This window comes from Rhizobium sp. L51/94 (genome assembly GCF_019355555.1).
Lineage (GTDB): Bacteria > Pseudomonadota > Alphaproteobacteria > Rhizobiales > Rhizobiaceae > Rhizobium > Rhizobium rhododendri.
The window spans coordinates 381,859-395,513 of record NZ_CP072142.1 but is presented as its reverse complement, the minus strand read 5'-3'; the positions used below and the strand labels follow the sequence as shown (position 1 = coordinate 395,513).

Below are 13,655 nucleotides of genomic sequence, written 5' to 3'. Positions count from 1 at the left end.
CCGACTCAGCGTTGCAGTTGAGGCCTCTGTAGCCTCCTTCCGTCGTCGTCGATCACGCTTACATTGGATGCGTTACGTCTGCCGGTTGGGGTGAAAATATAGATGCGGTTGCCACCTTGAGGGACGGCCAGGCAACTGCGCGCGCGCAGACATGGTACGAGATGAGCTCGCCGATCGCGAGCAGCCTCTCTAGGCAGCCTTGCGGTTTTCGCTGGCCGGCGTGCAGCTGAAATTCTCGGGATTCTGGAACACGGGAAAGGCAGGTGGCCTGACCATACCGGCTGACGGGCTGGCGGTTCATGGATCGTGAACTGCCGTCGCAACAATATAGCGGCGTTCCCGAGAACGAGTTCGCGATGATGACGATCGCCGGTATGACGGGGATGAACGTACCCGAGATTCAGCTGGTCGATCTGGAAGCCGTCAGCGGCCTACCGCAAGGTCTCAGTGAGTTGCAAGGGTAGGCGCTGGCGATAAGGCGCTTTGATCGCACAACGCACGGGCCGGTCCATATCGAGAATTTCGCACAGGTGTTCGGCGTAAAACCCGACGATAGGCACAGCAAAGGCAATTACCCCAGCATCACGCGCATGCTGGGAATCTCGTCGCCGAGTTCATACGGCGGCTCGTATTTAGTACGCTGATATGCAATGGCGACATGCATCTGAAGAACTGGTCGCTGATCTATCCCGACAGACGAACACCGGCGCTTTCACCCGCTTACGACCTGCTATCGACGATACCCATATCGAAGGTGAGGATACGGCGGCACTAAACTTCTCGAGGACGAAGAACATGGCCGCGTTGTCAATGGACGAACTGGCGCGTCTCGCCGCCAAGGTGGAATTGTCCGAAAAGCTGGTGCTCGACACCGCACGCAAGACAGTCGAACGTTTCCGCGCAGTGTGGGACGCGGAGAAAGGCCACCTGCCGATAGCAGCCAAGGTCCGCAATATGATTGATGGGCATGCCGCCTCGACTGAGCTGTACCGTGAACCTGCATAAGCAGCGCTGGATCGACAGGATCGTCGATAAGCAGAAAAGACGGAAGCGATAGGGCGTCAGGCGTAGGCGTTCGCCGGGCGAGCGGTGCTCAACGACCAGCCCCACTTTCGTGCGCGTAAATTAGCAGACCGCCTAGTCTGTGATCGAAAATGTTGCAGCTTGCCCGTACGTCAGACCGTCTTGCTCGGTCAACTGCCAGACACAGCCATCCTCGATCCAAAAGCGACGCCCAGACTTTGCTATCCGAGCGCCCCTGTACCCGGAAGCATGCCCGTCGCGTGCAACTGTCTCCAAAAGCAGTTGTCGGTCAGCACGATTGGGAACTTCGGCGGAAAGACGGGATGGTAAGGACGTAAACTCTTGCCAGTCATATTCAAAACAACGTTGAGCTGACATATTCGCATAGATGAAGAGCGGATCTGGATCGGTGTTGTGAGCGACCACAGCGAATGGGGCGTGATGATAGAGCCAATGCGCATCGCTGTCATCGGGCACCAGCGCCTTGCCGACAATGCGCCGGTAACTGTCAACCAACAGATAAAACAATGCTTTGTCGTACCAGGGTTCAAGGACGATTCGGTCGGTTGATGGCATGCACTTTCCTCAATTGTTTGGACTGGATCAGGCGCCCAGTTGGACAATTGAGTGAGCCCATTTTGGTGCCAGCCGCATCCGAACTTCAAGTTACACAACGGCGCGCTTTCTGTGCGTGTCAGCTCTCTTAGCGCAGCAATTAGTCAACGGCAAATGCCGCGTCGTTCCCGGTCGCCAACGTATGCGTGGCCGCATCGCCGTTCTCCTTGCGCACCAGGCTTTCTATCGACCTGCTGACCGATGCACGCAAGCGCCGCGTTGTCCTGAGTAAGGTGACGCGTATGACCGACCTCGACCGACCTCTTTACATTGATGAACTGCGTTACCAGCCGTAGCTAAAGGTAGCACCGCTGCCGTTGTTCCCGTCCTGGACCACGTCGGTTCGAGCATTGCGCCCATATTGAAATATACCGTAGGCGTTGTTGTCGCCATTCTGCCGCAAGGTTGCGGAATGACCGTTGCCGTGTTGCTGGATGAATCCAAGATTGCCGCGACCCGCCTGAGCGATGCCAGCCACATTCCCCCGGCCCAGCTGGCGGATGTCAGCACCTTTCAGGCCGCGGAAGAGCGAATAGACGCGCAGTCCTGTTGAGAAAAGACCGCTATCCTCAGCATTGTCCGGCGCGAGATTGAAAGAGATCTGGCCGCCGGCATAGGCTGGCACAGACAAGGCTACTTGCCCGATGCTCCCAGCAAGAAGAGCGACGGTAAGGATTTTAATCACGTTGCGGGTCATCCTCGTCTCCATTCATCGGCTACCTCGGCCGTTGATCAACTTTCGCATCCTGTCGCTGAACCAGATTGGAATTGCCCGTTCACTTGTCGTTCAGTGGTGTGGTGTTGGTCGAAAGCAAAAAGGGCGCCAAAACGGCGCCCTTTTTCAGGGATTGCAGAGTGCTGAGCCTTTAGCTGCCGGGGATCTGTTTCGAGCAGCTGAAACTCTTGTCCCCGATCAGAACATCCAATGTGGCTTTGTATTTGATGCCTCCAGTTTCGAGGGAGACGGAGCTGAGGATTGTCGGATGTCCGACTGTCGCATCAAAATCGCCACTCTGATTAGTCGTAGAGATACCGCCGTTCCCCGTCTTCTCGACACGGAATGTGTAGGTTCCGCTGACATGCTTATCGACGTCGACACGCGCGTCCAGTTTCACCACACCTGCTCCGGGCGATACTTCGATGCGGCAAAGCTGCGCCGCGTCAGGTTGCCCAGCCGTCATCATCGCCGCGACGGCGGTCACGGGAAGCAGGGCCAGCGCAAGAATTGTCATCAGACGGCGCGGATATTCAACGCTATTTGGCATGGGTCATTCCCTATTGTCTGCGGTTGCGAACTTGACCTCTTCGACGTCATCGAGCCGCAGCTTACGGGCAGGTCTGGACGAAGGCTGCGACGTTGCCGTTGCCGCCCTGGCTGACATTTGCGCTGCAGCCGCTACCGACCTGGACGCCGGCTGCGATATTGCCGTTGCCATCCTGGGTAAGGATAGTCGTGTGATTGGAGCCAAACTGGCCAATACCAGCTACGTTGCGGTTACCGTTCTGATAGGTGGCGCCGTAATTGCCATTGCCCTCCTGACCGACAGCCGAAAGGTTATGACGACCGTATTGATGGCCGACAATCCGGTTGTAGCCACCGTTCTGATAGGTCCTGATCCTATTTTCGAACCCTTCCTGCGCGCCACCGGCAGAATTCGACCAGCCATATTGTTCGATACGCACATCGTTGGCCATGGCAGGGGCTGCGGCGGTAAGACCAACGAGAGCGACGAGTGCGGTTGCAATGAAAGACGTGCGGATCATGACTTTGTCTCCTCAGGCGGATAGGACCGCGGTTGAACACCCCTTTTCTAGACGCCAGCTTTGGAATGGAAGCTGAAGACACTATTCAGTCAGCGTTCACTCTCAGAGGCCGCCGCCAATGTTGTCACGGCCAAGTAACTGCTTTGAAAAGCGAAGGAATTGAAAAAACGCGCTTTAAGATTTGGGGTAACTTGGCCGGACCGCGCCAGATCGCTCGATTGATAACGCCAGTCGTGAGATTTACTCCCTCTGTCACGCAGGCAGGAAGGCCCTTATGATTTCCCTTGCCAGTCGATGGGGACGCCTTGTCGAGGCGTCGATGCAGCACCAGGAGCTTTCTATTTCCGCGCAAAGCTCATCGCGACGCTTCACCAGCGTTGTGAAGGATGCCCGAGGTCCAGACGCGTGGGTCGCGGTCACCAAAGCACGGATGGGATCGCCCAGGAGCACCGGCTTTCTATATCGGATGTGATGAGCTAGTGCGACCCAAACCAGATCGCTCCGGGCATCGGTTGGTGCGATGTGGTGCCAGTAGCCGAGGACGGCTTTCTGCACCCACTGAAGATAGATGGAATTGTTGACGTGCCCCTGCTCATCGATGTCGGTCGGCGAAACGACGATTGCAAGATCGAACGTTGGCGCGAACGAAGGAAGAGGCGAGGTCTCAGGTAGCTGCCTTTTATCAACTGGTTGAAATATCAATGGTCCTGCTCTCGGTATTGGGACGCAGCTTGGCTGCAGCGCGTCAGGAAAGGGCTCTGCCTCTTTGAAAGATGCCGTGGCCAAGCGCTAAAGCTTAGGGCCAGAATCGCTCCAGGATGGTGGCGTGCCAAGAAGGCTCAGGGCCAATCCGGAGACACCGGGTGCACGACCGTAAGCTTCACAGGCAGCGTTCTTTGGTGCCCCACCGAGTTGTGACCGCAATTTCTGCCGGGATGGGAGCGACACGTGTAAACCAGAGGTGTTCTTTCCTTTCACAAGCATTTCTGCGAATTGACCGGCAAAGGCAGAGGCAAGGCCGTAGGCGTCTCCGACTTCGGAGACCCTCGCTTGATTGGTGATCGAGTTCGCGCCGCGGGACCAAACGATGGCTGCCCTCTGCATGCCGTCCTTGTCGAGGGCTTCCGCTTCCACCGCTAGTCCTCCAAGGCCAATGGGGAGGCGAGGCACGCCAACGGGCAGGACGACCGAGCTTCCCAGACTGACGGCCGTCGATAATCCGGCCGCGAACTTGCCGGTTGGCACGATGTCCGTGATGACGGCCTTGACGGTGATGTCGGCGGGCTCGCCGGGACCAACGATGTTGTATCGATCGCTGAGGCCGATGCAGAGCGCTCGATCAAGGGCATTGGAGACCAGACGCCCGTCGCCAGTATTGTGAATGCTCGAGGAGGCCTGAGGCGACAAGCGTGTCGAAGAAATTGCAACTGTAGTCGCAGCCAGCAATGCTGGTGTATCTACGTAGGAGCGGGACTTGCTAAAGCGCCCTTCGCTCGCTCCCAGACTGCCGTATGACGTCAGCGCCCCGGACTCGGTCAGCGGAACCGAGCTGCAACTTGCAAGACTGAGCGCGACACAAAGTCCGGCCGCCTTCCAGATGACGAGATGGGTTTTGAAAACGGTCTGGCGCAAGTCTTTGATCGTCATAGCCATTAAAGTCCAATTTTCAGGGAGATACACATTGTCGTGGAATCGGGTTGCCGTTGCGGCTCGCCTCCGTCAACCCAGGTCTACAGCGCTCTGCTGCGATCGCGCGGGAACGGCCCGCCTGGCTTCTGCCGCAAGCAAAAGCGACATCGCTGAGGGCAGGAGGGTCAGGGTCAGGAGCGTGGCAACCGCGAGCCCGCCGATGATCGCCGAGGCCATCGGGCCCCAGAAGATCTCGGAGGCGATCGGGATCATGCCAAGGATGGCAGCGCAGGCTGTCAGGACGATCGGTCGTGCACGGTGGAGGGATGCCGCGATGATCGCCTCGTCGGGCAGTTGTCCCCGCGCAACATTCTGGTCGATCTCCTGAATGAGGATGACCGCGTTGCGAATAATCATGCCGGCAAGGGCAATCACACCGAGTTGCGCAACAAAGCCCATTGGCGTGCCGGTCGGCAGCATCGCAAGAACCACACCGACAAGCCCGAACGGAGCCATCAGGAGAGCAAGCGCCATGCGCGTGAAACTCTGCAATTGGATCATGAGGAGGGCGACGATGACGAATATCATGACGGGAACGACCGCGAAGATGGAGGAATTGCCCTTGTCGGATTCTTCCGTGATACCGCCTGCGGTGATGGTGTAGCCGAAGGGAAGATCCTGACGCAGCGCGTTGAGCTGTTCGTCGACCTTTCCAGCGACCGTTGCGGCGAGGGCGCCATTCTGGACGTCCGACTGCACGATGATCATCGGTTTGCCTTGCCGCCTCCAGATGATCGGGTCTTCCATGCCGTAGGCAACGGTCGCCACCTGACGAAGCGGCACATGGCTTCCGTCGCCGGTACGAAGCTCAAGATTGCTCACCTCGGCAACGGACGTGCGGTCAGCCTCGGTGCCCTTGACGACGACATCCACCAGCCTATTCCTGTCGCGGATCGTGGTGACGGTCGATCCGGAAAAGATCGCTGTGATCTGGTTAGCGATCGATTCCGAACTCATGCCGAGCGCCCGGGCCTCGGTCTGGTTCACCAGAATGGTCACGCTCTTTTGCGGCTCTCCGGCGGTCATATTGACGTCGCAGGCATCCGGATTGCTGCCGATGATGGATGCGACTCTTGCCGACAGGACGCGAACCTGCTGATAATCGGGCCCGGACACCCGAAATTTCAGAGGCCAACCGACGGGAGGCCCAAGTTCGAGCGGCGAGACGCGCGTCACCAGATCCGAGAACTTGTCGTCCAGCGCAGTTTCAATTCTCTGGCGGACGGCGTCCCTGGCCTCGACGCTCTTGGCGACCACAACGGTTTCGGTCACGTTGTCGTTTTCGAGTTGAAGGTCCATCGGAAGGTAGAAGCGGACAGACCCCGATCCTACATAGGTGGTGTAGTGATCGATGTCCGGGTCCTTGGCGAGAACATCCTCCAACTGCTTGGCGCGGATCTCTGTTGCTGCCCGCGACGCGTTCTGGGGCAGGGTCAGGCCAATTAACAGCTCCGGCCTGTCGGATGCCGGGAAGAACTGCTGCTCGAGGCGACCGAAGCCCGCAACCGACAGGCCGAATGCCACAAGCGAGCAGATGATCGTCAGCCAGCGATGCCGCAGCGTCCAGGCCACGCTCCTGCGATAGAGGGTCGATATCCGGCCCGCTTCGCCGTGAGAGTGAGCCAGTGCCTTCGGCAATATCCACGTGCCGAGAAGGGGCGAAAAGAGAACCGCCACGATCCAGGACGACGACAGTGCGATGAAGATCACCATGAACAGCGAGAATGTATATTCTCCGGCACTGGACGCCGCAAAGCCGACGGGAATGAAACCGGCGATCATGACCGCTGTGCCGGTCAGCATGGGGAAGGCGGTTGTCTCGTAGGCGTATGTCGCGGCAACGGAGCGCGACTTGCCATTCTCCAGGCAGGAGACCATGCTTTCGACGGTGATCATGGCATCGTCGACCAGCAGACCCAAGGCAATGATGAGAGCCCCCAAGGAGATCCGCTGAAGACCGACGCCGGCGATTTCCATACCGAAAAATGTCAGGGCCAGGACGAGAGGTATGGAGATCGTCACCACCAGGCCGGCCCTTGTGCCCAGCGACACAAAAGAAACGGCAAGGACGATAATGATCGCTTCGACCAGGACTTTCGTGAAGCCGTCGACTGCATCCTCGACCACTGTAGACTGATCCGCGACCTCGCTCATTTCGATGCCGGCTGGCAGCTGGGAGGCAATGGCTTTCATCTGCGTTTTCAGGGCCTGGCCAAAGGTCAGGAGGTTGCCGTCCTTCGCCATGGAAATCGCAAGTGCGATCACTTCCTTGCCGTTGACGCGCACGGTTGGTGCGGGCGGGTCAACGCTGCGTCTCGAGATGGTCGCTATCGAATCGAGCCTGAAATAGCGACCGCCGAGCTTCAGCGTCATGTCCTTGAGAGTGTCCTCGGAAGCGAAAGCCCCGCTGACCCGGACAGAAATCTTTTCTTCCGTCGTCTGGATCAATCCGGCGGGACTGACGGCGTTTTGGGCGCGGATCGCTTCGATTGCGGCAGCCGGATCGATCCCGAGACTGGCAAGCTTGCCCGGCGAGAACTCGATCAGAACCTGTTCTTCCTGGGTGCCGAGAAGATTTACCTTGCCGATATTGGGTAGCGAGAGAATTGCCTCGCGGATTGCCTCGACGCGATCCCGCAGTTCTCTTGGGCTAAATCCATCGCCATGGAAGGCATAGATGCTTCCATAGGTGTCGCCGAATTCGTCGTCGAAGAAAGGCCCGGAGACGCCTTCCGGTAATGTCGATGAGATATCCGACACCTTCTTGCGAACTGTGTACCAGATTCCATCGACCTCTGCGGGCGGGGTGTCGTCGCGCAAGTTCACCATGATCACGGCTTGGCCGGGACGCGTATAGCTCTGCGTATAATCGAGGTGTGGCGTTTCGGAGAGTTTCTTTTCAAGCTTGTCGGTCAGCAGACTAACAGTTTCGTCGACGTTCGCGCCGGGCCAGCTCGCGCTGACGACCATCGTCTTGATGGTAAACGGAGGGTCCTCGTTACGAGACAGCTTCAGATAGCTCAACACGCCGCCTGTGATCGTCGCGAGCATCAGGAAAATCACCAGTGAGCTATGGGTGATCGCCCATCTGGACAGATTGAAGCGGTTGCCGGAGGTGCTTGGGTGAGGGCTCATAGACGGTCGTCTTTCTCGACGGTGACGGCTTCGCCGTCACGCAGCTTGGTGACACCGGCTGTCGCGACAAGATCGCCGTCGCCAAGGCCGTCGGAAACAAACATGCTCCTGCCCGCGTACCGCTCTATCTTGACGGCCCGCGCATGAACGGTTTTGCTCTGGGGCACGTAGACAAAGACGGCCTGATCCTGGCCCAGACGGATCATCGCCGACGACGGAACCTCGAACAGGCGCGTTGGCGAAAGGATCACCTTGCCGCTGACGGCAGCCCCCATCGGGAAGCCCTGGACCGGGTTTTGCAAGGTCACCCTGACGCGATAGGTTCGGGTTTTTGCATCAGCCGATGGCGTGACCTCCCGCACCTTTCCCGTTGCGGTCTTGGTCGGGTCGGATAGGAGCCTGATCTGGATCTCGGGGTCGTTCAGGTTCTCGTTCCACAGTTGCTCGGGGATATCGAAAACCGCATCCAGTTCCGCGTTCGAGCTCAGCGTCATTACAGTCTGGCCGGAGGTAACGACCTGGCCCACACCAGCAGAGACGCCGGAGACTATGCCATCGCGATCGGCCCTCAGGTCGGTGTAGGAGAGAGACTGTCGGGCGCTGTCCAGAGCCGCGTTTGCCGCCTCGAGCTTTGAATTTGCGGCGTGGAGATTGGCGTCACCCTGCTGAACCTGCGCGCGCGAAATGGCATTTTTTGAAAACAGTTCCCAATTGCGCGCTGCGGTGAGCTCGGCGAGCCCTACGTCGGACTTTGCTACATCGACTTGCGCCGACGCGGACGAGACGTTGATAGATGACGGGATCTTGTCGACACTTGCGAGGACATCGCCCGCTTTGACGGAGGTGCCGTTCTCGATCCGAAAGACAATCTTGCCCTCCAGCCGGAAGCTCATCGGGATCTGATAGCGTGGCTGAACCTCGCCGGTTTGACTGAAGGCTTGGCCAATAAGATGCGATTGAACTGTCACGACCATGACAGTGCGCGCCCTCGGTGGGGGCGCCGCATCGTCCGAGCAGGCAGTTAGTCCTGTTGCGCACAGGGTGGCGCAGCAGGCAAGGATACGGCTGAGCATAGGCACTCCAGTAGGGCTGCATGCCGCTCGACAAAGCGACGCAAATTCAGTGCCTGATCTCTGCCACATGGGTTTCGGGGCGTGCATTGCATTGTGTTAAGTTTTGTTTCAGCCGAGGAACCGACCTTGCCCGCCAGCAACAAAACTTAATCTTTCTCATCCCCAGGTGCGCGCAGTACCGTGGTATGAGAGACCAAATACGGGAGACAATTGCTCATGGAGCCAGCCTGCACCCCCATGTCCAATGCGCCGAAAATCCTCATTGTCGAAGATGATGCCCAGATTGCAGGTCTCGTTCGGGACAGTCTCGTGGAGCAGGGAATGGTGGTCGATATTGCGGCAGACGGTGCGGCCATGGATGCAAGGATGAGAGCGGATGACTTCGATCTCGTCGTTCTCGATGTGATGCTTCCTGGTGAGGACGGGTTCAGCATATGCCGGAGGCTTCGCGGGGCCGGCGATATTCCCATCCTGATGCTGACATCCGTCAGTAGCGATATCGACAGGGTTGTCGGGCTCGAGATCGGTGCGGACGACTACGTCACCAAGCCCTTTGTCCTCAGGGAACTCGTTGCCCGCATCAAAGGGCTACTCCGCCGATCGAGACTCGCCTCTCCCCCGATCGAGGTTCGGCGAAAACGCATTTTCCGTTTCGACAACTGGCGTATTGATCCGATCCGGCGGCAGGTACACGACCCGAGCCATGCGCGCGTCGCCATGACAACACATGAGTTTGACCTCCTGATCGCTTTTTGTCAGAACCCCGGTCAAGTGCTGACCAGGGAACAGCTGCTGGCTCTCACCCACGCGGGTCTGGCCGGCCCGATCGAACGCAGCATCGACGTTCATATAAGTCGCCTGCGGCAAAAGATCGAACTCGACCCTCGCGATCCCTTGATTGTCAAAACGGTCCGGATGGGTGGCTACGTCTTCACGGCGGCGGTGGAGGAGGTCGATGCCTAAGACTGCCACCAGCATCCCCAAAACCCTTCGTGGTCAGATCACGCTCATCATTCTGGTGGCTTTGGTGACGGTCATTGTCTGTGGGCGGGCGCTGGAAAACCTTGCCAAACGAGACTTTACCGCACCCAACCTCGAAAGGGCTGTCGAGCAGGTGAAGACCCTGGCGATGCTTCTGTCGCAGACCCCTTCAGCGGATCGTCCCGCCATTGTTGCAACTGCCCGACGTGCAGGACTGGACGTCTCGCTCGCACCGATTTCGATGGTTTCGCAATTCAAGGGCTCGTCCGAACTCCAGAGCGTTGCCGAGACGTTTGCAGACTTGCTGTTTCCTCCGGACGGCGAGCCGCCTCTCGGCGGATGGCGAGCGCTGCTAGATGGGCGACGGGTCATTGCGGAGCGGGTCGACGAGGAAAACATCGTCGTGTCCTTCGGTTTTCCGGACACGATCATAACGAGCTCATTCCTCAGCCAAAGCACGTATTATTTCATGGCGGTCATCGTGCTCATCGTCTTCTTCTTCATCTTCGCGATTCGGACGGTGACAGAACCCATCAAGAAAATCTCCGAAGCAGCAACGCTTTCGGACATCAGCAGCGGCTCGCGTATTTTCGAAGAGCGCGGCAGCGTCGAGATTGTCTCTCTGGCGCGCGCGCTCAATGGCATGCGAAACCGGATCCATCTCATGGTCGAGGGCCGCACGCAGATGCTGAGAGGCATCAGCCACGATGTGCGCACGCCGCTGACGCGGCTCAGATTGCGGATCGAGCGTATGGGCGACGGCTCTACGCGAGACGCGCTGCTGACCGATATCGACCATATGGACAGGTTGCTCACAGAAAGTCTGAACTATCTTCGCGATGACTACGCCACCGAGGAGGTGGAACGGGTCGACGTCGCCAGCATCCTGCAGACCGTGTGCAGTGATTTCTCAGACGTTGGGTTCAACATGACCTATCGCGGGCCCAATAAAATGATTGCCAATTGCCGTCCGCTTTCCATGATGCGCGCTGTTACAAACCTCTGTGACAATGCCTCGAAGTTTTCCAACTCCGCCTGTGTTGAACTCCGGCAAACCGCAACCGGCTTTTCCATCTCGGTCGCCGACGACGGGCCGGGAGTATCCGAGGAACTCCGCGAAAAGGTGCTCCAACCGTTCTTCAAAGGAGATCCGTCACGACGCGGCCAAGCAGGCTTCGGTCTCGGCCTGTCTATTGTGGCCGACATCGCCCGCTCCCACGGCGGCAGCATCTCCTTGTCCTCCAATCAGCCCCACGGTCTGATAGCGCGGATCAGCGTACCTGATGCTAGACATGATTGAAGCGAAACGGAGACTTCCACGAAGGCGAGCGGCGTGGATACAGGAAAGCGATTAGTGGCGTCGGTGACGAATTCGCTTGCCCCTCAAGGCTGGTGATCACGGCGTCTGCCGAATTGCTGACTATCCTGTCCCCTGCCTTTGTAGTGACTTCGGCGCAATGAGGTTCGAGCTCTGCTTGCACATGAGGGTGTGAGTCTAGACTATGCCATATGCCATGCTTATCCGGCATTTGGCGCTGGCGTCGAGACGGCGTGGATTGAGGCGTCGCCTTACCGCCACATGCCTGATCTGAATGCGTACGGCTGGCTTTTGACGGCGCTGGAAGGATGTGGTCACCTCGGCATCGCGTGCTCAGACGGACAGCGTCACGTCAAGCGTGGGCCTTCCTGCTGGCGAAGCTTACGGCAAGGACGGCGAAGATGAGCGTTCCTGTTCCGACCTGTTATCGGCTGCCGGGCTTCGTGAAGGGCACCACGCGACCGTCCTTGGACTCCCCCTCATCCAGAGTATGCCGACCGATCAGCTTGACAAGAGTGGGTGAGACGTTCCAGTGCTTTTCGTCATCGGTATGGATCGTGACGGTTTTACGATTTCGACGGATGACGATCCCCGTAATCGTTTTGCCGTCGGTCGCCTCGAACATGACGGCACTGCCAATCTTAATCTGCCGCAATGCTTGATCTGTTTTTTGCCGATGGAGAAGATGAAGCCGCTCGACGATACGCTCGTTCAATGCCAGCAGTTCGGCCTCATCGAGCGTGTGGATATCGCTATCGGTCATGGCGCAGCTTCATCCCTCAATGACAGTTTTCTTCAAGGACCATTTCGATTATGATGTAAGCTGCACACCGACACAATTGCCTGACAAACCGGAGCCGCGATAAAATCTGCCCATATACCCATTTTACAGCTCAAGACTTCGACGAATTTCTAACGATTAACTCTATATTTTATTTGCATTTTGTACTCATAACGGCACCCAAAGGGAGCCAAATTTCCGCTGCATCTACCACTCCCGCACCCTGTCTCTTCGCGTCTACCGGCATTGGCCCTTGCGAGCGACATCAGCATCGGGCCGATGGCGAACTCGCCGCGCTCCGTCCTGCAGGTGAGGTCGCGCAGATATCTGACGGCCGACGTGATGCTGCCGGCCCGTTCCAGCACGCAGGCCGTGACGGTCGCCGCATTCTCGGGCCCCATGATAGCGCAAGCCTCCTCGTAGGCGCGGGGGCTGACCCACATCAGGTCTCGCCAATTGCCGATACTGCCGCCCGGGCCGCACTGCAACACAAGCCCGAGCGGAAACGCCTTTAGGCCCGGTTGATCTCTGCTCGCCGTCGTGGTTTCACCAAACGGCCATCCGTTAGGCTTATGCGCTCGAAAGCCTCATCCGCCGCAGGGGCCTCATCGATCTCTTCGACAATAGGCGTGATGTCATGGATGTCGGGCGAGCGTGGGATCCGGGCTATGAGATCGCGGAAATGCCCATGCACCATAGGCCAGTCACCCGGCACGCCCTCTTCCAGCGCCGTCGCGATCAGCTTGGCAATGTCACGCCGGCAGAGCGACAGGCGCTCGCGCATCGCCCTGAACAGGACGCGATCGACGGTGACGTGCGCTACCAGTGTCTGGATTCATCAGAGCGGGCAATTAGCGGGGCGATATTGAAGCCATAGGCCTGGTCGACCTCCCCCTCCCCGTCCCGGCGCGCAAAGCGCTTGCCGTTCGGGCTATCCTTGCGCACCAGCAATCCGGCGTCCATCAGCGCTGCCAGATGGCGGCGCAGCGTCGCTGGCGCAATGCCGTGGGCGCGGATCGACAGCTGGGCGTTGGAGGGAAAGACAGCGAGGCCGTGCTTTGCACTGAGCTCATTGCCCAGATAGAAGCTCAGCAGCGCGTTCAGCACCGCCAGCGCCCTGTCGGAAAGACCGAGCATTGGCTTGCCAGCAGGCCACGCGTCATATCCCGCCGACCAAAGGGCGTCGTCACACTTCCTGTCTGCATTTTCTCGTCACCTTCAATAGGGCAATAGAAATCTGCTCACCAAACGGAGCCAAGATTCTTGATGGTGTTTC

Annotated in this window: 11 protein-coding genes and 2 pseudogenes; 3 read left to right on the top strand and 10 right to left on the bottom strand. The window is 58.3% G+C overall.

Annotation, left to right across the window (positions count from 1 at the left end; translation table 11 throughout):
- Window positions 1–196 precede the first annotated feature (196 nt).
- Window positions 197–1,005 (top strand): annotated as a pseudogene (locus J5274_RS29290) (type II toxin-antitoxin system HipA family toxin); the annotation flags it as partial.
- Window positions 1,006–1,137: 132 nt separating this feature from the next.
- Here J5274_RS29290 and J5274_RS19880 read toward each other — a convergent pair.
- From J5274_RS19880 to J5274_RS19845, 8 genes are all read right to left on the bottom strand, one after another.
- On the bottom strand, window positions 1,138–1,599 hold the full coding sequence (locus J5274_RS19880; protein WP_142832362.1) for an MEKHLA domain-containing protein: 462 nt from the start codon (window positions 1,597–1,599) through the stop codon (window positions 1,138–1,140).
- A gap of 322 nt (window positions 1,600–1,921) precedes the next feature.
- Window positions 1,922–2,335, bottom strand: a complete 414-nt coding sequence (locus J5274_RS19875) for a curlin (protein WP_143123453.1) — start codon at window positions 2,333–2,335, stop codon at window positions 1,922–1,924.
- Between the two features lie 169 nt (window positions 2,336–2,504).
- Window positions 2,505–2,903: a curli-like amyloid fiber formation chaperone CsgH gene (gene csgH / locus J5274_RS19870; RefSeq protein ID WP_142832364.1), complete on the bottom strand. Its 399-nt coding sequence runs from the start codon at window positions 2,901–2,903 to the stop codon at window positions 2,505–2,507.
- 61 nt (window positions 2,904–2,964) lie between these two features.
- A complete protein-coding gene (locus J5274_RS19865) occupies window positions 2,965–3,402 on the bottom strand; it encodes a curlin (protein WP_142832365.1) in 438 nt (145 codons plus the stop codon).
- 252 nt (window positions 3,403–3,654) lie between these two features.
- Window positions 3,655–4,104: a thioesterase family protein gene (locus J5274_RS29395; RefSeq protein WP_209186270.1), complete on the bottom strand. Its 450-nt coding sequence runs from the start codon at window positions 4,102–4,104 to the stop codon at window positions 3,655–3,657.
- 87 nt (window positions 4,105–4,191) lie between these two features.
- Window positions 4,192–5,049 (bottom strand): DUF3313 domain-containing protein, encoded by an 858-nt coding sequence (locus J5274_RS19855; protein ID WP_224128747.1) that lies wholly within the window; start codon window positions 5,047–5,049, stop codon window positions 4,192–4,194.
- 72 nt (window positions 5,050–5,121) lie between these two features.
- Complete coding sequence (locus tag J5274_RS19850) at window positions 5,122–8,226, bottom strand: efflux RND transporter permease subunit (protein ID WP_219275542.1); 3,105 nt, start codon at window positions 8,224–8,226, stop codon at window positions 5,122–5,124.
- On the bottom strand, window positions 8,223–9,299 hold the full coding sequence (locus J5274_RS19845; RefSeq protein ID WP_143123455.1) for an efflux RND transporter periplasmic adaptor subunit: 1,077 nt from the start codon (window positions 9,297–9,299) through the stop codon (window positions 8,223–8,225). The genes J5274_RS19850 and J5274_RS19845 overlap by 4 nt, the downstream gene beginning before the upstream one ends.
- Window positions 9,300–9,515: 216 nt before the next feature.
- On the opposite strand from J5274_RS19845, the gene J5274_RS19840 reads away from it, so the two are divergent.
- Complete coding sequence (locus J5274_RS19840) at window positions 9,516–10,262, top strand: response regulator (RefSeq protein WP_224128743.1); 747 nt, start codon at window positions 9,516–9,518, stop codon at window positions 10,260–10,262.
- Window positions 10,255–11,580 (top strand): ATP-binding protein, encoded by a 1,326-nt coding sequence (locus tag J5274_RS19835; protein WP_209186265.1) that lies wholly within the window; start codon window positions 10,255–10,257, stop codon window positions 11,578–11,580. The genes J5274_RS19840 and J5274_RS19835 overlap by 8 nt, the downstream gene beginning before the upstream one ends.
- Window positions 11,581–12,022: 442 nt before the next feature.
- Here the strand turns inward: J5274_RS19835 and J5274_RS19830 are convergent, their stop codons facing one another.
- Window positions 12,023–12,361, bottom strand: coding sequence for a hypothetical protein (locus J5274_RS19830; RefSeq protein ID WP_219275541.1), 339 nt, complete (start codon window positions 12,359–12,361; stop codon window positions 12,023–12,025).
- Between the two features lie 239 nt (window positions 12,362–12,600).
- A pseudogene (repC, locus tag J5274_RS19825) lies at window positions 12,601–13,584 on the bottom strand (plasmid replication protein RepC); the annotation flags it as partial.
- Between the last annotated feature and the right edge of the window lie 71 nt (window positions 13,585–13,655).